The organism is Sphaerisporangium corydalis, assembly GCF_025506355.1.
Taxonomy (GTDB): Bacteria; Actinomycetota; Actinomycetes; order Streptosporangiales; family Streptosporangiaceae; genus Sphaerisporangium; species Sphaerisporangium corydalis.
Window position 1 is genome coordinate 1 of record NZ_JANZYP010000031.1, and the last position, 22276, is coordinate 22276.

The 22276-nt window shown below is 71.6% G+C and carries 18 protein-coding genes; 12 read left to right on the forward strand and 6 right to left on the reverse strand.

Features of this window, described 5'->3' with window-relative positions; all coding sequences use genetic code 11:
* Both NYZ98_RS21270 and NYZ98_RS21275 read left to right on the forward strand, forming a co-directional pair.
* Positions 1-930, forward strand: a 930-nt coding sequence (locus tag NYZ98_RS21270; RefSeq protein ID WP_316249587.1) for a DUF6716 putative glycosyltransferase, incomplete at its 5' end; no start/stop codon positions are given.
* A 56-nt stretch (positions 931-986) separates the two neighbouring features.
* Positions 987-1646, forward strand: a complete 660-nt coding sequence (locus NYZ98_RS21275; RefSeq protein WP_262844598.1) for an HAD family hydrolase — start codon at positions 987-989, stop codon at positions 1644-1646.
* A gap of 43 nt (positions 1647-1689) precedes the next feature.
* On the opposite strand, the gene NYZ98_RS21280 is transcribed toward NYZ98_RS21275, so the two are convergent.
* From NYZ98_RS21280 to NYZ98_RS21295, 4 genes are all read right to left on the reverse strand, one after another.
* Positions 1690-3006: an alpha-2,8-polysialyltransferase family protein gene (locus NYZ98_RS21280; RefSeq protein WP_262844599.1), complete on the reverse strand. Its 1317-nt coding sequence runs from the start codon at positions 3004-3006 to the stop codon at positions 1690-1692.
* A complete protein-coding gene (locus tag NYZ98_RS21285; protein WP_262844600.1) occupies positions 3003-3965 on the reverse strand; it encodes a glycosyltransferase family 2 protein in 963 nt (320 codons plus the stop codon). The genes NYZ98_RS21280 and NYZ98_RS21285 overlap by 4 nt, the downstream gene beginning before the upstream one ends.
* A gap of 133 nt (positions 3966-4098) precedes the next feature.
* On the reverse strand, positions 4099-6159 hold the full coding sequence (locus tag NYZ98_RS21290) for an N-acetylneuraminate synthase family protein (RefSeq protein ID WP_262844601.1): 2061 nt from the start codon (positions 6157-6159) through the stop codon (positions 4099-4101).
* A gap of 146 nt (positions 6160-6305) precedes the next feature.
* Positions 6306-7661, reverse strand: a complete 1356-nt coding sequence (locus NYZ98_RS21295) for a sensor histidine kinase (RefSeq protein ID WP_262844602.1) — start codon at positions 7659-7661, stop codon at positions 6306-6308.
* 225 nt (positions 7662-7886) lie between these two features.
* Here NYZ98_RS21295 and NYZ98_RS21300 point away from each other — a divergent pair, with 225 nt between their 5' ends.
* Positions 7887-9257 (forward strand): right-handed parallel beta-helix repeat-containing protein, encoded by a 1371-nt coding sequence (locus tag NYZ98_RS21300; RefSeq protein WP_262844603.1) that lies wholly within the window; start codon positions 7887-7889, stop codon positions 9255-9257.
* A 245-nt stretch (positions 9258-9502) separates the two neighbouring features.
* Complete coding sequence (locus tag NYZ98_RS21305) at positions 9503-10090, forward strand: ACT domain-containing protein (protein ID WP_262844604.1); 588 nt, start codon at positions 9503-9505, stop codon at positions 10088-10090.
* Between the two features lie 57 nt (positions 10091-10147).
* Here NYZ98_RS21305 and NYZ98_RS21310 read toward each other — a convergent pair whose 3' ends face one another.
* Complete coding sequence (locus tag NYZ98_RS21310) at positions 10148-11449, reverse strand: ABC transporter ATP-binding protein (protein ID WP_262844605.1); 1302 nt, start codon at positions 11447-11449, stop codon at positions 10148-10150.
* Positions 11450-11914: 465 nt separating this feature from the next.
* Here NYZ98_RS21310 and NYZ98_RS21315 point away from each other — a divergent pair, with 465 nt between their 5' ends.
* The 6 genes from NYZ98_RS21315 (at position 11915) to NYZ98_RS21340 (ending at position 18795) form a co-directional block, all read left to right on the forward strand.
* Positions 11915-13213: an extracellular solute-binding protein gene (locus NYZ98_RS21315; RefSeq protein WP_262844606.1), complete on the forward strand. Its 1299-nt coding sequence runs from the start codon at positions 11915-11917 to the stop codon at positions 13211-13213.
* Positions 13214-13216: 3 nt separating this feature from the next.
* Entirely contained in the window at positions 13217-14209 is a 993-nt protein-coding gene (locus NYZ98_RS21320) for a carbohydrate ABC transporter permease (protein WP_262844607.1), read from the forward strand.
* On the forward strand, positions 14203-15078 hold the full coding sequence (locus NYZ98_RS21325; RefSeq protein WP_262844608.1) for a sugar ABC transporter permease: 876 nt from the start codon (positions 14203-14205) through the stop codon (positions 15076-15078). The genes NYZ98_RS21320 and NYZ98_RS21325 overlap by 7 nt, the downstream gene beginning before the upstream one ends.
* A 49-nt stretch (positions 15079-15127) precedes the next feature.
* Positions 15128-16741 (forward strand): glycoside hydrolase family 13 protein, encoded by a 1614-nt coding sequence (locus NYZ98_RS21330; protein WP_262844609.1) that lies wholly within the window; start codon positions 15128-15130, stop codon positions 16739-16741.
* Between the two features lie 10 nt (positions 16742-16751).
* Positions 16752-17777, forward strand: coding sequence for a LacI family DNA-binding transcriptional regulator (locus NYZ98_RS21335; protein WP_262844610.1), 1026 nt, complete (start codon positions 16752-16754; stop codon positions 17775-17777).
* A 79-nt stretch (positions 17778-17856) separates the two neighbouring features.
* Positions 17857-18795 (forward strand): carbohydrate kinase family protein, encoded by a 939-nt coding sequence (locus NYZ98_RS21340; RefSeq protein ID WP_262844611.1) that lies wholly within the window; start codon positions 17857-17859, stop codon positions 18793-18795.
* On the opposite strand, the gene NYZ98_RS21345 is transcribed toward NYZ98_RS21340, so the two are convergent.
* Entirely contained in the window at positions 18764-19471 is a 708-nt protein-coding gene (locus NYZ98_RS21345) for a hypothetical protein (protein ID WP_262844612.1), read from the reverse strand. The two genes, NYZ98_RS21340 and NYZ98_RS21345, sit on opposite strands and share 32 nt — an antisense overlap.
* A gap of 241 nt (positions 19472-19712) precedes the next feature.
* Here NYZ98_RS21345 and NYZ98_RS21350 point away from each other — a divergent pair, with 241 nt between their 5' ends.
* Both NYZ98_RS21350 and NYZ98_RS21355 read left to right on the forward strand, forming a co-directional pair.
* Entirely contained in the window at positions 19713-20477 is a 765-nt protein-coding gene (locus NYZ98_RS21350; protein WP_262844613.1) for an SDR family NAD(P)-dependent oxidoreductase, read from the forward strand.
* Between the two features lie 215 nt (positions 20478-20692).
* Positions 20693-22141, forward strand: coding sequence for an MFS transporter (locus NYZ98_RS21355; RefSeq protein ID WP_262844614.1), 1449 nt, complete (start codon positions 20693-20695; stop codon positions 22139-22141).
* The last annotated feature ends 135 nt before the right edge of the window (positions 22142-22276 follow it).

The following is a 22276-nucleotide window of genomic DNA, read 5'->3' on the forward strand; positions in this document are numbered from 1 at the left end:
CCCGCCACCCCGGCGCCCTCCGCCCAACTGGTCTGGCCCCACCCCGAGCGACCACACCCGGCCCCCCGCCCACCGGTCGCCCACAAGATCTGGCCGGAGCCCCCCGCCGCTCCCGAGGCATGGGCTGTGGCGCCGGCCGCCGGAGAGACCGTGCCGGAGATCCAGGTGGCGCGAGAGACCGTGCCGGAGGCGTCGGTCGTGCGAGAAGCCGTGCCGGGGATCCCGGTCGCGGGGGAGGCCTCGCGGGTGGTGTTCGCGACGCAGGCGAAGGTGCCGAGGCGGCGGGAGGAGCGGGAGAGCATCCTGCTGGCCCTGGCCCGGCTGGCCGAGAGCCGTCCCGACCTGGACGTGGTGGTGAAACTGCGGGCGCTGGAGACCGAGCGGCAGACCCACAACGAGCGGCACCACTACGAGCGGCTCTGGCGCTCGATGGTCGCCTCGGGCGCCGTGCGCGACGGAGGCGTGCGGTTCGCCGCCGGTCCCATGCACGAGCATCTCGCCCATGCCGCCGCGTTCGTGACGGTGAGCTCGACCGCGGCACTGGAGGCCATCGCCGGGAAGGTCCCGCTGCTGGTCCTCTCCGACTTCGGCGTGAGCGCCGAGATGATCAACCTGGTGTTCGAGGGCAGTGGCTGCCTCGGCACCCTGGAGGACCTCGCGGGCGCGGGCTTCCGCTCGCCCGCCGCGGCGTGGTGCGACGCCAACTACTTCCACGACGCCGCCGCGAACGACTGGGTCACCCGCCTCTCCGCCCTGGTGGACCGGGCCCGCTCCGGCGGCCTGCCTCCCGTACGGCCATTGCTCGACGGCCCCGGTCACGCCTCGGCCCGCCGCCGCGCCCGCCTCCGCGTCGAGGTCCCCCCAGACGTCCTCCGCGTCGGCTACCGAACCAGCCGCCGAGTCCGCCGCTACCTCAAGGCCCTCGGCTGAGTCCCGCGCCCGATTCCCCGCCTATGACGCGCTCGGCCGCGTCATAGGCTGATCACATGATCCGCGCTGTGGTCTTCGATGTCGGTGAGTGCCTGGTCGACGAGACGCGGGAGTACGGCACCTGGGCCGACTGGCTGGGCGTTCCCCGGCACACCTTCTCCGCCGTGTTCGGCGCCGTCATCGCCAGGGGACTGGATTACCGTGAGACATTCCAGGTGTTCCGGCCCGGCTTCGACCTGAGCGAAGAGCGGGAACGACGCGCTGCCGCCGGCAAAGCGGAGTGGTTCGGCGAGGAGGATCTCTACCCGGACGTTCGCCCGGCGCTTCGTGAATTGCGCGCCAACGGCCTCTGGGTCGGGATCGCCGGAAACCAGACGGTGAGAGCGGGCGGGATCCTCCGCGCCCTGGACCTTCCCACGGACATGGTGGCCACGTCCGATGACTGGGGAGTATCCAAGCCGGACCCTGCGTTCTTCCGGTCCCTGGCGGAGCAGACCCCCTGTGAGCCGGGCGAGATCCTTTACGTCGGTGACCGGCTCGACAACGACATCCGCCCGGCCGCCGCCATGGGGCTTCCGACGGCGTTGATCCGCCGAGGCCCCTGGGGCATGGCGCAACAGGACGACCCGGCGGCGGATACGGTCCCAACCATGCGCATCACTTCACTCACCGAACTGCCCGCCCGGATCGGTGTGTTCGACGCCGCAGGGCGCTGAACAGGGCCTTCCGTGTCCCTGGGGGGCGCCCCTGTGATCGGGGTCAGCGGGAGAGGGCGCGGCGGAGGCGGGAGAGGGGTTTGGGTTTGGGGGGGTCGGGGGTGGGGAGCAGGCCGACGGAGGTCAGGCGGCGGGTCTTGAAGTAGCGGGCCTGGGTGCCGTGGGTCTCGATGTAGCGGGCGGCCGCTTCGCGGAGCGACGGGTGGTTCTCGCTCTGCATGCAGAAGCCGACCGCGTTCACCAGCCCGGGGAGGTCGGTCTGCGGCGGGTCGGTGATCGATCCGTCCGGGGCGAGGCGGGGGACGGTGGCGTCGACGATCGTCACCGGGATCCGGTTGCTGTTCTCGTACGGGACGAGCCGTTCGAGGACGATGTCGCAGCCCATGGTGGCGACGGGGATGCCGAACAGCCGGTGCGCGGTCATCAGGGCCGTGGAGAAGCAGCCGACCACCAGCGCGGGGCGGGCGGTCTGGAAGCAGACCTCAGCCGGGACGGTCTCGCCGGCCACGGTCAGCTCGACGCCCAGCTCGGCGGCCACCTCGCGCAGCCGGCGGGCGTGGTGGCGCCCGGCCGCCGGGTGCGGCTTGAACAGCACGTTCGTGTGCCCGCGCGCGACCAGGGCGCGCAGCATCCCGGCGTGCAGCTCGGCCTCCTCGTCGGCTGTGACGATCTCCAGCGCCGACAGGTACTGGCCGAGGATCATCGCCCCGCCGGGACTGCCGTGCGTCGCCGGACCGCCCGTGTTTCCGTACGTCGCCTGATCGGGTGGGGGCGGGGTGGAGACTTCGGTGAGGATGTGGTGGAAGGTGTCGTCGGGGAGGGGGTCGGCGGGGACGCCGGCCTCGGTCAGGAGGAGGGGGGTGAGGCCGGGGACCAGGTCGAGGTGGAGGAGGCGGGTGATCCGGCCGGAGATCTCCAGCGGCAGCGGGTCCCGGGTCGGCCCGTAGCTCATCAGCCCGTCGGAGTACACCGTGATCGGGCAGTCGCGGATCAGCGCCGCCACCGTACGCGCCGGGGGCACCGCGATGGACTCAAGGACCAGTTCCTCCACCCCGTCGTCCAGGGACAGGTGGGAGCTCAGCAGGCGCCCGAGCATGGGCACCTCGATGATCCGCGCCTTCCAGTCCGAGGGGTGCAGGGGCGCGATCACCTCGTTCCAGGACCGGACCTCGTCGAAGCGCCGCCGGAGCGCGGCGAAGCCCGGCGCCTCGTCCAGGGCCGGTGTGACCTCCGGGACCGAGGCGTTGCCGGACACCAGCAGGATGCGGCGCCCGGTGTGCGGGCCGAACCGGCCGGCGTCCATCGCCGAGGCCAGTGTCATCGCCCCGAAGAACGTCGAACTGTAGAAGACCTGGGTCACGGGAGGCGCTCCTCGTGCTCGTCGCGGTGCCGGGGGAGCAGCGGGTCGAGCAGCGCGGCCCGCTCGGGTTCCAGCCCCGATCCGGCGACCAGGCCCGGCGGCAGGCCGGCGAGCACGTCCCGCGCCCTGGCCTCGAACCGGGCGCGGAGCTCGGGGGAGAAGCGGTCGCCCAGCTCCAGGTGGTGGGCCAGCAGCGCGCAGAAGGTGCGCACGGCCTTGGGCATCAGGTCCGGCTCGTTCTCGACCTGGGCGAACACCAGATCGAAGGCGTCGAAGAAGTGCAGTTGCCGCTCGTCGCCGATCTGGGTCAGCGACGAGGGCACCATCCGGCGGTAGAACACGCCCGCGAGCGAGGCCACCGCGAACGAGCGCGCCTCCCGGTGTAGCCGCCAGATCCACGGCCGGTCCTCGGCGGTGTGCAGGTGGCCGGGGAAGGTGAGCAGGTCGCCCAGCTCGCGGCGGTAGATCCCCGCCCAGGCGTAGGGGTAGTCGACCATCGTCTTGGCGGCGGCCGGCAGGATCCGGTCCCTCGGTTTCAGCACGACCCCGCGCCGCGCCTCGGGCGCGCGGTGGACGACCCGCCTGCGCCCCTCCACCTGGACGTGGTCGGTCCGGACGAAGTCGCAGCCGAGCCCCTCGATCGCGGCGACCAGGTCGGCGAGGTACCCCCGGGCGAGCCAGTCGTCCCCGTCCATGAAGGTGACGTACCGGCCGGACGCGAGGGACAGGCCGAGGTTGCGCGCGTCGGCGAGCCCGGCCGGGGCGGTGTTGCGCAGGACGGTCAGGCCGGGCAGCTCGTCGCGGAAGTCGTCGATCACCTGCGGGGTGGCGTCCACCGAGCCGTCGTCGACGACGATGAACTCGAAGTCGCGCCGCGTGTTGTACCTCAGCGAGGCCAGCGCGTCGGCGATGTACGGCTCGGCGTCCCGCACGGGGACGATCACGGACAGGGTGATCACCGGCGGCCCCCGGCCACGACGCCGGGGCGGCGGACCGCGTGATCCCCGGCGCCCGGAAGGCGGGCGGATCGGGTCACGGCGGATCCGCGCCGTCCGGCATGGTCACCGATGACGGTGTGCACTCTTCTCCCCGTCAGACGGTGACGCGGCGGAGCCGGGACTTGGGGGCCTCCTCGCCGGGGAACACCCGCTTGACCCCGTCGCCGAGGGCCGACTCGATGATCCGGATGTCGCGGACCAGGTGGGTGAGGCCGCTCGGCTCCAGGGACGCGGCGTGGTCGGATCCCCACATCGTGCGGTCCAGGGTGATGTGCCGCTCCACGGTGACCGCGCCGAGGGTGACGGCGGCCAGCGAGATCTGCAGCCCGCGCTCGTGCCCGGAGTAGCCGACCGGGACGCCGTACCTGTCCTGCAGCGTGGTGATCGTGCGGAGGTTGGCCTCCTCGGGCGGCAGCGGGTAGGTGGAGGTGGCGTGCATGATGACCAGCCGGGACGTGCCGAGGATCTCCACCGCCTCGTCGATCTCCGGGAGCGTCGACATGCCGGTCGACAGGATGATCGGCTTGCCGGTGGCGGCGAGCCTGCGCAGCAGCTCGTGGTCGGTCACGCTGGCCGAGGCGACCTTGTGCGTGACGACGCCCATCTCCTCCAGGAAGTCGACCGAAGGGACGTCCCACGGGGAGGCGAACCAGTCCAGGCCGCGCTCGGCGCAGTACTTGGCGATCTGGGTGTACTCGTCGTGGCCGAACTCCACCCGGTGCTTGTACTCCAGGTAGGTCATCTCGCCCCACGGCGTCTGCCGGATCTGGTCGCGCTGCTCGACGGGCACGCAGATCTCGGGGGTGCGCTTCTGGAACTTGACCGCCTGGCAGCCGGCGTCGGCGGCGACGTCGATGAGCCGGCGCGCGATGTCCAGGTCGCCGTTGTGGTTGATGCCGATCTCGCCGATGAAGTACACCGGCTGTCCGGGGCCGACGAGCGACTCGCCGATGCGCACGGGCTCGCCCTTGACGCGCAGCATGGCGCGCGGGCCGGGGACGAGGGGCTCGGCGACGGCGGGCCTGGCGGCCAGGACCCGGTCGCACAGTTCGCGTACGGCGCCGGCGCCGCCCTGGTGGTCCAGGACGATGCGCGCGGCGGCCCGCACGCGCGGGTGGGCGTCGGGGACGGCGACCGGCCAGCCGACCAGCTCCATGCACCCGAGGTCGTTGAGGTCGTTGCCCGCGTAGGCGACGCGGGACGGGTCCAGGCCCTCGATGCTCAGCCACTCGCGCAGCGCGGTCTGCTTGGAGGCCAGGCCCTGAAGGACGGGCACGCCGAGCTTGCGGGCGCGGGCGGCGACGACCGGGTTGCGCTCGGTCGACAGGACGAGGACCTTGACCCCCGACCGCTTGAGCAGGGAGATCCCGAGGCCGTCGGAGCGGCTGACGGCGACCGACTCGCGGCCCTCCTGGTCGACGAACACCAGGTCGTCGGTGTGGACGCCGTCGAAGTCGGTGACCACCGCGTCGACGTCCAGCGGCCCGGGGCGGTCCACGAACGGCGCGAGCGCCCGGACGATCTCCAGGTCCTCGGGGGTGTCGATCTCCACGGCGTGCCGGGAGGGCACCGGCTGGACGCCCACGGTGCCGAAGAAGCGGTGCCCGTGCTCGCGCAGGCCGGCGGTGCGGATGGCGTAGAAGGCGCCGGTCTCGCGGTAGTCGGGGGTGCGGTCCTGGCGGCGCGGGCGGTGCGCCGGGTCGTGGTTGACCCCGCTGACCCCGGCGTCGCCGGCGGCCCAGACGAACTCGTGGGTCGGCAGGCCGGAGAACACGACGTCGGCGGTCCCGTCGAGGACCTGGCCGACGGCGGCGTCCAGGTCGGCGGGGTCGATGAAGGCGCTGGTGCACTGGACGAGCACGACCACCTCGGGGTCGGCGTCGAACTGGTCCAGCGCGTGCAGCAGGGCCGACTCGCTGGAGGCGGTGGCGCCGCTCAGGCCGGCGGGACGTTCGACGATGCGGGCCCCGGCGGCCCTGGCCGCCTCGGCGATCCCCTCGTGGTCGGTGCTGACGATCACTTCGTCGATGAGCCCCGACCCCGCGCAGGAGGCCACGGCACGGGCGACCAGGGGCGTGCCGCCCACCTTGGCCAGATTCTTCAGCGGGACGCCGGCAGAACCTCCGCGGGCGGGGACGACGGCCAGGACTCGCAAGGTGACTCCTCGATATGCGGCGTGGCGAGCGTTGCCGGGGGGAACAGGCTCGCAGGGTGTCACGCACGCTAACCACCTGCGCCGTCGCGCAAGGGGAGCCTGAGCTGAACGCTCAGCGTCGCTCCTGTTAACTCTTGGAGCAGCCGTTATTCGATCATCGGCAGCCGCAGGACGAACCTGGTGCCCTCAGGGACGTCCTCGACGTGCAGGGTCCCGCCGTGCGCGATGGCCACGTCGCGGGCGATGGCGAGCCCGAGGCCGGTGCCGCCCCGGTCCCTGCTGCGGGAGGTGTCGAGCCGGGTGAAACGGTGGAAGACGCGCTCGCGGTCCTGCTCGGGGATGCGGTCGCCGTCGTTCAGCACCGACAGCACGGCCGTGCCCCGCTGGCCGGTCACCTCCACCCTGATCACGCTGGAGGCGTGCCGGCGCGCGTTGTCCAGCAGGTTGTCGATCACGCGGAAGAGCTGGGTCTGGACGCCGAGCACGGTCACGTCCTCCTGGAGGTCGGCGCGCACCGGGATCCGCCCGCCGCAGCGCGCGATCTCCCCGGCGGCGAGCCGGCCGAGGTCGACCGGCTCCTGCACGGCGGGGCCGCTGGAGCCGAGCCTGGCCATGAACAGCAGGTCGGTGATGATGGCCTCCAGCCGGTCGGTGTCGCGCAGCGCTCCGTTCACCAGGGTCGCCAGGTCGGCGTGCTCGGGGTGCAGGCGCGCCTCCTCCAGTTGGGTGCGGAGCCCGGCGATCGGGGTGCGCAGCTCGTGGGAGGCGTCGGCGGCGAAGCGGCGCTGCTGCTCCACCGAGTGCTCCAGCCGGGCGAGCGTGCCGTTGACGGTCCTGGCCAGGGTGGAGATCTCGTCCTCTCCCGGCGGTTCCTGGACGCGGCGCGACAGGTCGCTCACGGTGATGTGGGCCAGTTCGGCCTGGATGTTGTCGACGGTCCGCAGCCCCCGGTCGGCGGCCTTCCACACGATCCAGCCGATCAGGGCGGCGACGCCCGCGATGTGCAGGGCGACGGCCACGTCCAGGAAGCGGCCGGACAGCACCCGGGGGGTGCGCGCGGCGGCGTACACGACGGGCGCGCCGGGCGCGGAGCCGGTCACCACGGCCGTGGCGTGGAAGCAGATCTTGGGGTTCCGGGTGCAGGTGGCGAGGTCGACGAGCCGGTTGGGCAGGTCGGGGCGCACGTCGCTGATCCTCGGCATCGCCTGGGCCTCGCCGGTGGAGGCCACGATGTGGCCGCCGGGTCCGACGACCTGGATGACGGTGACGCCGTCGGGGCCGGGCGCGATGGGGTTGCGCAGGGTCGTGTCCCGGTAGGCGACGACGACGCGGGACGCGGCCTCCCTGGTCTCACGCCAGATGGAGTCGGCGACCGTGCTTCTGATGACCATGTCGGCGGCCAGGCCGAGGGGGATCAGGAACAGGCCCGCGAGTACGAGGGTGAGGAGGGTGACCTGCCCCCGGATCGACCGAGGCCATACGGCGGCCCGTGGGAGGGACATTGGCAAAGGCTACTCGCGGGGTTCTCCGGCAAGATCCGGGCGCCGGGCAAGAGATGTCCAAGGGATGGCAAACTCGCCGGGCCCGCCCGGGGGAGAGGCGCCGGGGAGCCTACCGTCCGGCGTGCCGGGTCACCAGATCCGGCCGCCGCGGGTTGGGGTCTCCCGGTGGGGACCTCCGACCGCTACCGTGAGCGGCAGCGATCAATTATTACAGAGTGTGGGGTTATGACGCCGAACTTCTGGCGGACCGGTCTGTCGTTGCCGTTGGCCTTCCTGCTGCTGGCCGCCCAGGCGGCGATCTCGTCCCTCCCCGCGCGGGCCGCGCCCGGCGACCCCTCGGGGCCGGTCCTGGCCCACCCTTCCGTCGTGCCGCCCTACCAGGCGCTTCCGCTTCTGGAACGGTCCGCCGCCGGCCGGGTGTACTACGTGGACGCCCGCAAGGGCGACGACGACGCGCCGGGCACCTCCGCCCGCAAGGCGTGGCGCTCCCTGGACCGGGCGAACGGCGCCCGGCTGCGCCCGGGGGACACCCTGCTGTTCCGCCGGGACGGCCGGTGGAAGGGCACGCTGACCCTCAGGGGCAAGGGCACGTCCGCGCGGCGCATCACCGTCGGCGCCTACGGCAAGGGGGCCCGGCCGAAGATCACCGGCAGGGACGGCGACTGCGTGGTGGTCAAGGGTTCCTACCTGCGGATCTCCGACCTGCGGGCCAGCGACTGCCAGTGGGGCGGGTTCCGCGTCGACGGCCGCCACAACGACCTGTGGGACGTGTACGCCGACCGGAACGTGGCGGGCATCTGGGTCACCGAACGCGGAAGCCGCAACACCATCCGGCACAGCCAGATCATCGGCAACGACAGGATGAGCGTCAACGACGGCGCGCCGGACAACGACTCGGGCGCCTTCGGCGTGCTGCTGAACGGCGACGACAACCGCGTGGTCGGCAACCTCATCGCCGGCAGCTACGCCGCGAGCCAGGACTACGTGGCCGACGGCGCGGCCGTCGAGGTGTACGACGGCGACCGCAACGTCGTCTCGCACAACGTCTCCCGCGACAACGAGACCTTCACCGAGCTCGGCCACAGCCCGGACCGGACCGCCAAGGACAACCTGTTCGCCAACAACGTGGTGACCTCCTCGCGCAAGCGGGGGTCCTTCCTCATCACCCGGGGCCCCGGGCACGTCGTCGGCCCGGTCTCGGGCACCACGGCCGTCAACAACTCGGTGTACCTCCCGGCCCGCAAGACCATCGGCGTCTCCTGCGCCGACGGCTGCTCGCCGAAGATCCTGGTGATGCGCAACAACGCCATCAAGGTCGGCGGGACGGCGATGTTCGAGGACGGCTCCGGCATCGACGACGCGGGCGGCGTCTACGACGGCAGGGCCTCGCACTTCAAGCCGGGCCGCCGGACGATCCGCCGGGACCCCGGCTTCCGCAGCCGCCGTGACCTGCGGCTTCGCCCGGGTGCGCCCGCGATCGGCCAGGGGGTGCCGCTCGGTCCTTCCTGGTTCGGCGGCGCGGCGCTGGCCGTGGACGCCGCCGGCCGATCCATTCCCCGTTCCAAGAACCCGGACGCGGGCGCCTATCAATACTGAATTGGATTTATTTAGGACATATCTTCGGAACTTCGGCGAAACCTCGATCCACGACGCTGTGTGGCGTGGTGCAGTGGACAGAGGAGAACGAGGGCCGGCCGTTCACGCGGACCGGCCACGCGTCGGCCGGCCGGTCCACGCGGCCACGTGCGGGCACACCGGCCCGTTCACGTGGTTCGGCCGTATAGGCAGAGGTGGTGGTGACGGTGCTGCGGATCCGGGTTTCGCTTCCTGATCGTCCGGGCGTGCTGGGGCAGGTGTCCCGCGCCTTCGGCGTCCTCGGCGCGGACATCCTCCAGGTGACGGTCCTGGAACGGGAGGGCGGCCGGGCGGTGGACGACTTCACGCTGTCCTGGCCGGGCGGGTTCGCCGCCGAGGAACTGCGCGAGCGGCTCTCGGTCGTGCCGGGAGTGCGCATCGAGGGCGTGTGGCCCACCAGGGAGGCGCCGGGCACCAGTCCCGACTACGACCTGCTCGGCCACGTCGTGTCCGACGCCGAGCGCGCCTTCGTGACGCTGGTCGACGCCGTCCCCGACCTGGTGAGCGCGGAATGGGCGGTGGCCGTGGACTCCGACACCGGCGCGGTCGTGCACGGGAGCTGGCAGGCGCCGGGCGTGGAGGAGATGCCCGACCTGACGCCCCTGCGGCCATCCGCGTTCAGCGAGGGACCGCTGCACCTGCTCAGCCTGCCCGTCAAGGCCGCCGGGCTGCATCTGGTGGTGGCCCGTATGGAGGGGCCGGCCTTCCACCAGGTCGAGCTGGACAAGGTCGTGCGGGTCGTGGAGATCGTCTCACTGCTCGCCAGCGCGACGGCGGACCGGACGGTGGCCTGACCGGCGCCCGCGACGAAGACCTTCGACGTGCGGATCGGGTTTTCAGGGGCCGGGCCCTCAGCGGCGCGGGGGGTCGATCCGGTCGCCCTCGATGGTGAACAGCATCAGCCTGCTCAGGTCCACCGCGACCCGGCCGTGCTCGCCGGCCCGCCACACCGGCCGCGAGCCGAGCCGGACGACCAGGTCGGACCGGCGGTGGGTGCCGCTCCCGGCCGACGCGGGGGCCTGGTACTCGGGGGGCTGTTCCTCGGCGCCCGACATCAGCCGCCGCATCATCGATCTGACCTTGCTCGTGGTGCCGGTGGCGGCGTGGCCGTTGCCGTTGGCGTGCCCGTTCGCCTGGGCCGGCGGCCCCGGCTCGGGGGCGGCCACGGCGGGGATGCCGACCTCCAGGTAGGCGAGCCACTCGTGGCCGTGGTACTCCAGGGTCCTGACCCGGCCGCTGAAGTGCGGCCCGTCGGCGCCGTCGGGGATCGGGGTGAGCCCGTCGGGGCGGATCCCCACGATGATCTGGCTGCCGGTGTGCTGGGAGACCGCGTAGGCGCGGGGGTCGGTCCAGGGCATCGTGATCTGGTGGATGCCGAAATCCAGCATGATGTACTGGTTCTGCGGGGTCCGCACCATCGGCGAGAGCAGGTTGATCTGCTGCGAGCTGAGGAACGCCGCCACGAACGCCGTCGCCGGGTCGTTGTAGATCTGCCCGGGGGTGCCGACGTCCTGCAGGATGCCGCGGTTCATGATGGCGATGCGGTCGGCCAGGGTGAGCGCCTCGACCTGGTCGTGCGTGACGTAGATCGTCGTGACGCCGAGCGCCCGGACCAGTGACGAGATCTCCATGCGCAGCTCGGTGCGCATCCCCGCGTCGAGGTTGGACAGCGGCTCGTCCATCAGGAACAGCGACGGCTGGCGGACGATGGCGCGGCCCATGGCGACGCGCTGGCGCTGGCCGCCGGAGAGCGTTCCGGGCCGGCGGTCCAAAGTCTCGTCGATGTGCAGCGCGCGGGAGAGCTCGATCACCCGCTCCCTGACCATGGCGGGGTCCGCCTTGGCGATCTCCAGGGGGAACGATATGTTTCCCCGGACCGTCCGGTGCGGGTAGAGGGCGCCGTTCTGGAAGACCATCGCGACGTCGCGGTCGCGGGGGGCGAGGTCATTGGCGATCTTGCCGTCGAGGAAGAGGTCGCCCGCGGTGATCTCCTCCAGGCCCGCGATCATGCGCAACAGGGTGGACTTGCCGCATCCGGACGGGCCGAGCAGGACCAGGAGTTCCCCTTCTTCGGCGCGCAGGCTCATGCGATCGACCGCGAGATGCCCCCCGGGGTACACCTTTGTCACGTTGTCGAGAACGACGGTACTCATCGTCACTCGTTCCTCTCGGGCATCGAAACCCGGACCCAGCCGTCATTGTGATTGATGAGGTAGTACATCGCGTCCCGGGCTGCCGTGTCCATACGTCGCGTGATAAATCGCTCATCTCCTGGTTACTTGACCGTTATCTGTCTGTAGAGGTCAGGACACATGCAAATGAGCAGGAAAGATCATCCCGTCGGCCCGTCCTCCGACGGTCGCCGAGGCGCTTTCGAGCCACCGTCGAGCCGTCGCGGGTTGACTGTCGTCCCACCGCCGGGCCGTCGTCGCCCGGATGGGTAACGGCGGCGCAATGACAGGCGTGTCACAATTTGCAGAAAGTTTCCGAAAGGTCTTTCATGTCTGTTCACATGGCTGTTACGTTCCGCGTACCCCGGTGATTCGCCCGCCCTGCGGGGGGCGTGGGCGCCGCCGGTAGAACCTTCGGGCAGTGACGTTGAGCAAGGAGTACAGAACATGCGGCGAGGCATCTCGGTCGCGGCGACAGCCGCCGCGCTCGCACTGGCGGTATCCGCCTGCGGCGGCGACACCACCTCCAATCCGTCGGCCGCCCCGGCCGGCAGCGCCGACCCCGCGGCCGTCTCCGGCGAGGTGACGTGGTGGGACACCTCCGACGCCACCAACGAGGCGCCCGTCTTCAAGGACCTGATCACCGAGTTCCAGGCGAAGTACCCGAAGATCAAGGTCAACTACGTCAACGTCCCGTTCGCCGACGCGCAGAACAAGTTCAAGACCGCCGCCCAGAGCGGCGCGGGCGCGCCGGACGTGCTGCGCACCGACGTCGGCTGGGTCGCGGAGTTCGCCTCCCTCGGCTACCTCGCGCCGCTCGACGGCACCGCGGCCCTGGACCAGCCCGACGACTTCCTCGCCAGCCCGGCCGGCAGCGGCAAGTACGACGGTAAGACCTACGGCATCCCGCAGGTCACCGACACGCTCGGCCTGCTGTACAACAAGAGCCTGCTGAAGAAGGCCGGCCACGACGCCGCGCCGAAGACCTTCGCGGAGCTCAAGCAGGTCGCCCAGGACGTGAAGTCCAAGACCGGCGCCGAGGGCCTGGCCCTGAACGTCGACGCCTACTTCCTGCTGCCGTTCATCTACGGCGAGGGCGGTGACCTGCTCGACGTCGCCGGCAAGAAGATCACCGTCGCCTCGCCGCAGTCCGTGGCCGGCCTCAAGGTCGTCGAGGACCTGATCAAGTCGGGCGCCGCCTCCAAGCCCGCCATCCAGGACAGCTACACCAACGCCGAGACCGCCTTCAAGGAGGGCAAGGCGGCCATGATCTTCAATGGGCCGTGGTCGAACACCGACAACCTTGGCGGCAAGGTCTTCAAGGACAAGCCCGACGACTTCGGCATCGCCCCGGTCCCCGCCGGGTCGGTCAAGGCGGGCGCGCCGACCGGCGGCCACGACTACACCGTGTACGCGGGCTCCAAGAGCCTCGACGCCTCCTACCTGTTCGTGAAGTTCATGGACTCGGCCGAGAGCCAGGCCAAGGTCGCCGGCAAGCTCGGCCTGCTGCCCACCCGCCAGTCGGCGTACAGCATGCCGGACGCGCAGGGCAACGAGATGATCGGCCGCTGGAAGGAGCCCATGACCGCCGCCGTCGAGCGCCCGTGGATCCCCGAGGCCGGCCAGCTCTTCCAGCCGCTCGTCGAGGGCTACCAGAAGCTCGCCACCGGTGACACCAGCAGCGACGCGATGGCCCAGGACGTGGCCAAGGCCTACCAGGGCCTGCTCAAGGGCTGGAGCCTGTGACCGATGGCGACGCAGGTCGTTGACGGCCCGGCCGCGGGCGGCACCGCCCGCGGCCGGATCCGCCACCCGAGGCCCGAGGGGGGGACCGGCCGTCTGTCCCGGCACTGGTACGCCTGGGCCATGTGCGCGCCGGTCGTCGTCGTCACCCTGGTGCTGATCGGTTACCCGCTCGTGCGCGGCATCTACCTGTCGCTCACGGACGCGACCGAGGCCAACATGGGCCGGACGATCGGGATGAACACCATCCCCTCGACGTACGAGTTCGTCGGGCTCTCCAACTACTTCAGCATCGTGAGCTCGGCCGAGTTCCTCTCCCGCCTCGCCTGGACGGTCACCTGGACCGTCGTCTGCGTCGCCCTGCACTTCGGGATCGGCCTAGGCCTCGCCCTGCTGCTCAACCGGCCGATGCGGTTCCGCTCGCTGTACCGGATGATGCTCGTGCTGCCGTGGGCGGTGCCGGCGTTCGTCTCGGCGTTCATCTGGCGCTACCTGCTCAACGGCGAGTTCGGCGTCGTCAACGCGATGCTGCGCGCCGCGGGCTTCGCCGGCCTCGACTGGCTGGACGACCCGTTCTGGGCCAAGGTCTCGGTCATCACGGTGAACGTCTGGCTCGGGGTGCCGTTCATGATGCTCGCCCTGCTGGGCGGCCTGCAGGCCATCCCGCGCGAGTTGTACGAGGCGGCCGAGGTCGACGGCGCCACGCCGTGGCAGCGCTTCCGGCACATCACCCTGCCCGGCCTGCGCCCGGTGTCCAGCACGGTGGTGCTGCTCGGCACGATCTGGACCTTCAACCAGTTCCCGGTCATCTACCTGGTCACGCGGGGCGGCCCCGGCGGGTCGAGCGAGATCCTCGTGACCTACGCCTACCGGCAGGCCTTCGAGGGCATCCGCAACTACTCGGGTTCGGCGGCCTGGGGCGTGCTGATCCTCGCGCTGCTGGTCGTGATGGCCGTGGTCTACCGCCGCGCGCTGCGCAAGCAAGGGGAGGCATGGTGAGCACGGTCGGTACCGCCGGTACTCCGGTCGCGGGAACCCGCGGTTCGCGCGGGGCGGGCGCGTCCCTCGCGCTGCACGCCACGCTCATCGTGGCCAGCGTGATCGCTGTCTTCCCCGTCGCGTGGCTGGTCCTGACCTCGATCAAGCCCAGGGACGCCTGGCAGTCCACCACGGTGGAGCTGTTCAACCACCCGAGCCTGGACAACTACACGCAGGTGCTCGGCCAGACCGCGTTCCCGCGCTGGCTGTTCAACTCGCTGCTGGTCGCCGCCATGACGACGGTGATGGGCGTGGTGCTCTCGGCGACCACCGGGTACGCGGTGAGCCGCTTCCGCTTCCCGGGCTTCCGGTCGATCATGTGGATGCTGCTGATCACCCAGATGTTCCCGGTGGCCATCCTGATCGTGCCGATCTACAACCTGATGGCCGGGCTCGGGCTGATCAACCAGTTCCCCGGGCTGGTCATCGCCTACCTGACCTCGACGATCCCCTTCTGCGCCTGGATGATGAAGGGCTACTTCGACACCGTCCCTGTGGAGATCGACGAGGCGGGACGGGTCGACGGGCTCACCCCGTTCGGCACGTTCTGGCGGCTGATCCTGCCGTTGTCCAAGCCGGGGCTCGCGGTCGCCGGGTTCTACTCCTTCATCACCGCCTGGGCGGAGGTCGCGTACGCGACCGCGTTCATGACGGGCGACGACAAGTACACGCTGGCCGTGGGCATCGGGCAGTTCGTCGGCCAGCACAAGGCCGAATGGGGACTGCTCACCGCGTCCTCGGTGCTGATCGCGATCCCGGCGGCGGTGGTCTTCCTGCTCGTCCAGCGCAACATCGTCACCGGCCTGACCGCCGGTGCCACGAAGTCGTGACGCCACCGTGGTATCAGATCTTGATATTTCGGAGAATCGGGGGATAGCAATGACCGATGTGGTCCGCGAAGCCAAGCACGTCGAGGCGGCCACCCGCTGGTGGCGGGACGCGGTGATCTACCAGGTCTACGTGCGCAGCTTCGCGGACGGGAACGGCGACGGCGTCGGCGACCTGCTCGGAGCGCGCAGCCGGCTCGCGTACCTGGCCGAGTTGGGGGTGGACGCCGTCTGGCTGACCCCCTTCTACACCTCCCCGATGGCCGACTTCGGGTACGACGTGGCCGACTACCGGGACGTCGACCCGATCTTCGGCACCCTGGCCGACGCCCGGGCGCTGATCGACGACGCGCACGGCCACGGCATGAAGATCATCACCGACGTGGTGCCGAACCACACCTCCGACCACCACGCCTGGTTCGTCGCGGCGCTGCGCGCCGGACCCGGTTCCCCCGAGCGCGAGCGGTACATCTTCCGCCCGGGCCGGGGCGAGGACGGGGACCTGCCCCCGAACGACTGGGAGTCGGTCTTCGGCGGCCCGGCGTGGACCCGGGTGGCCGGCGGCGAGTGGTACCTGCACCTGTTCGCCCCCGAGCAACCCGACCTGAACTGGGACAACCCCGAGGTCCACGCCGAGTTCGAGGCGATCCTGCGCTTCTGGCTCGACATCGGGGTGGACGGCTTCCGCGTCGACGTCGCCCACGGCATGGTCAAGGCCGCCGGGCTGCCCGACATCGGGTCGCCAGGGCAGGTCGAGATGCTCGGCACCGCCGTGCTGCCGTACTTCGACCAGGACGGCGTCCACGAGATCCACCGCGCCTGGCGCCGGGTCCTCGACTCCTACGACGGCGAGCGCATCGGCGTGGCCGAGGCGTGGGCGCCCTCCCAGGAACGCCTGGCCCGGTACGTCCGGCCGGACGAGCTGCACCAGGCCTTCAACTTCCACTTCCTGAAGACGCCGTGGGACGCGGAGATGCTGCGCCGCGTCATCGACGAGTCGCTCGCCACCGTCGTCCCGGTCGGAGCCCCGACGACGTGGGTGCTGTCCAACCACGACGTCCGGCGGCACGTCACCCGCTACGGCGACGGCGAGACCGGCCTGCGCCGGGCCAGGGCCGCGGCCCTGCTGATGCTCGCCCTGCCCGGCTCCGCCTACGTCTACCAGGGCGAGGAACTGGGACTGCCCGAGGTGCTCGACCTGCCGGAGGAGGTCTGCCAGGACCCGCAACGGCTGCGCGCCCCCGGCGACGGCCGGGACGGCTGCCGCGTCCCGATCCCGTGGGCCCACTCCGAGCCGCCGTTCGGGTTCAGCCCGCCGGGGATCGAGGCCACCTGGCTGCCGGTCCCGGCGACCTGGGGCCCGCTCAGCGTGGAGTCCCAGCTCGGCGACCCGGACTCGACGCTCTCGCTGTACCGGGCCGCGCTGCGAGTGCGGCGCGAGCACCCCGCGCTCGGCGACGGGACCCTCACGTGGCGGGACTCCCCGTCCGGCACCCTGGTCTTCACCCGCGACGGGTTCGCGTGCACGGTGAACACGACCGGTGAGCCCGTGGAGCTGCCCCGGCCCGGCGAGCTCCTCGTCGCGAGCGCCGCTGTCACCGCGGAAGGCGAGGTCATCCGGCTGGCACCGGACTCCGCAGCGTGGTGGTCACTCGCCGATGCGTAAAGTAGCGGTCATGAACGGTAACGCCCGGCTTTCCGACATCGCCGCCCAGGCGGGCGTGAGCGAGGCGACGGTCAGCCGCGTGCTGAACGGCAAGTCGGGCGTGTCGGCGAGCACCCGCCAGCTCGTCCTGACGGCCCTGGACCTCATGGGGTACGAACGCCCCCAGCGGCTGCGCCAGCGCAGCAACGGCCTCATCGGGCTGGTCACCCCCGAGCTGGACAACCCGATCTTCCCGGCCTTCGCCCAGGCGATCGAGAAGTCGCTCACCCAGCACGGCTACACGCCCGTGCTGTGCACGCAGAGCCCGGGCGGCGCCCCCGAGGACGAGTTCACCGAACTGCTGCTCGAACGGGACGTCAGCGGCATCATCTTCGTCTCCGGCCTGCACGCCGACACCACGGCCCGCATGGATCGTTACAGCCGGCTGACCGACCGGGGCCTGCCGATCGTCCTGGTCGACGGCTACAGCGAGCACATCGAGGCGCCCTTCATCTCGCCCGACGACCGGCTGGCGTCCCGGCTCGCGGTGCAGCACCTGGTCGACCTCGGGCACGAACGCATCGGCCTGGCCCTCGGCCAGCGCCGCTTCGTCCCGGTGATCCGCAAGATCGAGGGCTTCACGCAGGCGATGGCGCAGCTCCTCGGCGTCTCCGACTGCGGCGAGCTGATCCAGCACTCGCTGTTCACCGTCGAGGGCGGCCAGGCCGCCGCCGGGGCGCTGATCGGGCGCGGCTGCACCGGCATCGTGTGCGCCAGCGACCTCATGGCGCTCGGCGCGATCCGCGCGGCCCGCGAGCGCGGCCTGGCCGTGCCGGGCGACGTGTCGGTCGTCGGCTTCGATGACTCGCCGCTGATCGCCTTCACCGACCCGCCGCTCACCACCGTACGCAAGCCCATCGGGGCGATGGCCTCGGCGGCGGTCCAGACGCTGCTGGAGGAGATCGACGGGGCCGAGCCCAAGAACATCGAGCTGGTCTTCCAGCCCGAGCTCGTCGTCCGGGGCTCCACCGGCTCCGGCCCCCTGGTCAACCGCTGAACGCCCGGCCCGGCCCGGTGACGCGGTCGCGTGTCCCGGCGGCGCGGTCAGGTGTCCCGGCGGACGCGGAAGGCACGCGATGAGCCCCGGCCACCCCCCGCCCGCCGCCACCGGCCTCGACGTCGTCGTGATCGGCGGGGCCGGGGTCGACACGACCGTGTACGTGCCCGGCCTGCCGCTGCCGTACGCCGACACCTACAGCGTGCCGCCCGTGGTCGACCGCATCGGCAACACCGGGGCCGGGGTCGTGCTCGGCTGCCACGCCCTCGGCCTGCGGGCCCTGCTCGTCGACCTGATCGGGGACGACCCCCAGGGCGCGCTGGTCCGCGCGCACCTCGCCGCGCGCGGCGCCGGTCTCGCGTACGCGATCGTGCCGGAGGGCACCCGGCGCAGCGTGCTGCTCGTCGGCCCCGACGGGCGGCGGACCTCCCTGTACGACCCGCGCGCCGCCCCCGGGCAGCGCCTGCCCCGCGAGCTGTACGGGCCGGCGATCCGCGAGGCCCGGCACGTCCACGTCTCGATCACCGACTTCTCCCGTCACCTCTACCCCGAGCTGCGCGAGCTGGGCGTCCCCGTCTCGACCGACCTGCACGACTGGGACGGCGAGAACCCCTACCACCACGACTTCGCGTACTCCTCCGACGTGGTGTTCCTGTCGGCGGCCAAGCTCGGGGACCCGGTGCCGGTGATGCGCGGCATCCTCGGCCGGGGCCGCGCCGGCGTGGTCGTGTGCACCGCCGGCGCCTCCGGCGCGTACCTGCTCACCCGCGACGCGCCCGGCGAGGTGCTGCGCGTCCCGCCCGCCACGCCGCCCGGCCCGGTGGTCGACGGCAACGGGGCCGGGGACGCGTTCGTGTCGGCCTTCCTCTACGGGCGGCTGCGCGGGCTGCCGCACCCGGAGTGCGCCCGCCTGGGCGCCGTCGCCGGCGCCCACGCCTGCGCCGTCCAGGGCACCCACGAGAGCCCCATCGATGAACGGGCCCTGCTCACCTCAGCAGGCCCACTCCGCGCGCGATGACCAGGATCGACAGCATCAGCGCCGACACGGACTCCGTCGCCATCAGCAGCTTCGCCCGCGCGGACAACGGCATGGTGTCGGTGGGGCTGAACGCCGACGAGTTCGTCACCGACACGTAGAAGTAGTCGACGAACCCGGGCGTCCACCCCGACTTCATCGACGAGCGCGTCGCCACCTCGTCCACCGCGTCGTGGTCCTCGTCCTGCGGGAACCGGAAGTCGGCCGCGGGCAGGTCCTGGCCCCGCGCCTGCGTGCGCCGCACCGGGCCGCCGCGGTCCAGCTCCCAGTACGCCATCGCGAAGATGATGATGTTGGTCAGCCACACCTGGCCGGCCGCCAGCAGCAGCTGCGAGCCGTCCTCGGTCCGCCCCGCCACGAGCTTCTGCACCAGCAGGACCAGCGCCACCGCGTTCGTCACCGCGATGAGCAGCACCAGGGCGATGGACAGCCGCCTGAGCAGCGTGTTCTCCCGGCGCATCCGCCAGGGGTTCACCGCCACCAGGGGGACGAACAGCAGCGCCTCCAGCGCGGGCACCACGAACCTCGGCCCGAGGATGAGATGGCCGGGCAGCGCCGCGTACAGCGCGATGGCCACCACCACCGCGCACGCCGCCGGGAGCCTCGGCTCCCCAGGATGCCCCGGCCGCTCCGCCCGCCGTCCGGCTCGCTGCGCCATGCCCGGTGCTTCCCCTCCGCGTCGCACCGGCCCGCGCGGGCCGGTTCCCCGGACCTTTGCCCTGGAAAACGCGGTGTAGGCCCCCGGGTGCGATCAGGCTCCGTCCTAACCTCTGTCCGGACCGGGACGGAACCTTGTCTGGACGGGGACGGAGCGTCATGATCAGATCGGCGAAGGTCATCCGTGGCCCCGCTCCGGGGTTCCGGCCCGGGAACGTTCCGGTGCGGAGGGAGCGTCGGCCATGGTGGGGCGGTTCGTCGATCAGGTGGTCGTGGTGGCAGGCGGGGCGAGCGGCATCGGCGCCGCCACCGCCGCGCGTCTCGCCACCGAGGGCGCCCGGGTGATCGTCGGCGACATCGACATCGAGAAGGCCGAGAAGGTCGCCGCCCGGATCACCGGCTCGGGCGGCACCGCTACGGCCGTGCCGTACGACCAGGCCGACGCGGACTCCATCCGCGCCCTCGTCGAGGCCGCCCTGGTCACCTACGGCGCCGTGGACGGCCTGCACGCCAACGCCGCCGACCTCAACGTCATCGGCGACGACGGCACCGCGGCCGACGTGTCCATGGAGGTGTTCCAGCGCACCATCGACGTCGACCTGCGCGGGTACCTGCTGCTCACCCGGTACGTCGTGCCGCACATGCTGGAGCGCGGCAGGGGCTCGATCGTCTACACCAGCTCCGGCGCCGCGTTCGCCGGCGAGGCCGAGCGGGTGTGCTACGCCATGGCCAAGGCCGGCGTGAACGCGCTGATGCGCCATGTCGCCTCGAAGTGGGGCAAGCGGGGGATCCGCTCGAACGCGGTCGCCCCGGGCCTCGTCCTGACCACCTCGGTACGCGAGAGCCTGCCCGAGGAGTTCCGCAACTCGGTGCTGCGCAGGCAGCGCAGCCCGAGGCTCGGCGACCCCGCCGACGTGGCCGCGGCCGTCGCCTACCTGCTCTCCGCCGACGCCGAATGGGTCGTCGGCCAGGTCCTCAGCGTCGACGGCGGCACCACGATCCGCTGAACGCCCCCGGCGGCGCCCGCGATCCGCTGAACGCCCCCAGCGGCGGCGCGCACGATCCGCGCGACGCCCGGGCGCCCGCGCACAGGTGAGGTGTGCCGGCCGTTAGGACAGGGCAGGCCTGGGCAGAGAGCGGGCCGAAGCGCCGCCGGGACGGCCGTCGTCCGCGGTCCGGCCGGGCAGGCATGATCGCAAGGCAGGTCACGATGGAGAAGGTCGTGCGTACGCTGGTGCCGGCCCGGCTGGACCGGCTGCCGTGGTCGCGGTTCCACACCAAACTGGTGGTCGCGCTCGGCGTCGCGTGGGTGCTGGACGGCATGGAGATCACGATCGCCAGCGCGGTCGGGTCGGTGCTCCAGGAGAAGGAGACGCTCGGCCTGTCCGCCGTGCAGGTGGGGTTCACCGCCACCGTCTACCTGATCGGCCAGGTCGCGGGGGCCCTGGTGTTCGGGCGGCTCTCCGACAAGTACGGCAGGCGCAAGCTGTTCGTCCTGACGCTCGGCCTCTACCTGGTGGCGAACGGCATCACGGCCTTCTCCCCGAACCTGGCGTTCCTGCTGGTGTTCCGGTTCTTCGCCGGCGCGGGGATCGGCGGGGAGTACGCCGCCATCCACTCCGCCATCGACGAGCTGATCCCCTCCCGCTACCGGGGCCGGGTCGACCTGGCGGTGAGCGGCACGTACTGGCTGGGCGCGATCATCGGCACCGCGAGCACGTACATCCTGCTCAACCCGGACCTGCTGCCGGTGAACCTGGGCTGGCGGCTCGGGCTGCTGATCGGCCCGGTGCTCGGCGCGATGATCTGGGTGCTGCGCCGCCACCTGCCGGAGAGCCCGCGGTGGCTGCTCATGCACGGCAGGCACGAGGAGGCCGAGCGCGCCGCCGATTCGGTGGAGGCCGCGGTCGCCGAGAGCGGGCGGCCCCTTCCCGAGGTGGACCAGAGTAAGTCGATGGAGCTGCGCCCGCACGGCGCCCCGTCGTACCGCGAGATCCTGCGGGTGGTGCTCAAGGAGTACCCGAAGCGGACGTTCCTCGGCGTCACTATGATGATCAGCCAGTCGTTCCTGTACAACGCGATCTTCTTCACGTACGTGATCGTGCTGAACACCTTCTACGGGGTGTCGGCGAGCGACGCGTCCAAGTACCTGCTGGTGTTCGCGGTCGGCAACCTCGCGGGTCCGTTCATCCTCGGGCCGCTGTTCGACACGATCGGCCGCCGGGTGATGATCTCCAGCACCTACGTGGTCTCCGGCCTGCTGCTGGCCCTGACGGGGTGGCTGTTCAAGCAGGGGGCGCTCACCGCGACGACCCAGGCGCTGCTCTGGTCGGTGATCTTCTTCGTCGCCTCGGCGGCGGCCAGCTCGGGCTACCTGACGGTCAGCGAGCTGTTCCCGCTGGAGATCAGGGCCCTGGCGATCGCTTTGTTCTTCTCGGTCGCCCAGGGGTTCGGCGCCCTCGGCCCCGTCCTGTTCGGCGCCCTCATCGGCGACGAGAAGAACCCCGACCCGTCCGGCCTCTTCTACGGCTACCTGCTCGCTTCGACGCTGATGGTGCTCGCGGGGGTCGTCGCATACTTCTTCGCCGTGAACGCCGAACGCCGCTCCCTAGAGGACCTCGCCCCCTCCCTCTCCATGCGCGACGCCAAAGCCGACACCCCAACCACCTGACAACCACCGCCCCCCCCCGGCCACCGCCCTGGTGGCCGGGAACACGCGACCGACCAGCGGGGCCACCCGTACACGTGGCCAGCGGACCTGCCAGGGCGCGCGCCGGCGGAGATTCGCGATACGCGAGAATCTGCG

Coding starts and splice junctions, on each gene's coding strand:
- NYZ98_RS21325 (WP_262844608.1), top strand. CDS start 14,203: ATGGTGAGCACGGTCGGTACCGCCGGTACTCCGGTCGCGGGAACCCGC.
- NYZ98_RS21300 (WP_262844603.1), top strand. CDS start 7,887: ATGACGCCGAACTTCTGGCGGACCGGTCTGTCGTTGCCGTTGGCCTTC.
- NYZ98_RS21345 (WP_262844612.1), bottom strand. CDS start 19,471: ATGGCGCAGCGAGCCGGACGGCGGGCGGAGCGGCCGGGGCATCCTGGG.
- NYZ98_RS21350 (WP_262844613.1), top strand. CDS start 19,713: ATGGTGGGGCGGTTCGTCGATCAGGTGGTCGTGGTGGCAGGCGGGGCG.
- NYZ98_RS21335 (WP_262844610.1), top strand. CDS start 16,752: ATGAACGGTAACGCCCGGCTTTCCGACATCGCCGCCCAGGCGGGCGTG.
- NYZ98_RS21310 (WP_262844605.1), bottom strand. CDS start 11,449: ATGAGTACCGTCGTTCTCGACAACGTGACAAAGGTGTACCCCGGGGGG.
- NYZ98_RS21340 (WP_262844611.1), top strand. CDS start 17,857: ATGAGCCCCGGCCACCCCCCGCCCGCCGCCACCGGCCTCGACGTCGTC.
- NYZ98_RS21320 (WP_262844607.1), top strand. CDS start 13,217: ATGGCGACGCAGGTCGTTGACGGCCCGGCCGCGGGCGGCACCGCCCGC.
- NYZ98_RS21275 (WP_262844598.1), top strand. CDS start 987: ATGATCCGCGCTGTGGTCTTCGATGTCGGTGAGTGCCTGGTCGACGAG.
- NYZ98_RS21315 (WP_262844606.1), top strand. CDS start 11,915: ATGCGGCGAGGCATCTCGGTCGCGGCGACAGCCGCCGCGCTCGCACTG.
- NYZ98_RS21330 (WP_262844609.1), top strand. CDS start 15,128: ATGACCGATGTGGTCCGCGAAGCCAAGCACGTCGAGGCGGCCACCCGC.
- NYZ98_RS21295 (WP_262844602.1), bottom strand. CDS start 7,661: ATGTCCCTCCCACGGGCCGCCGTATGGCCTCGGTCGATCCGGGGGCAG.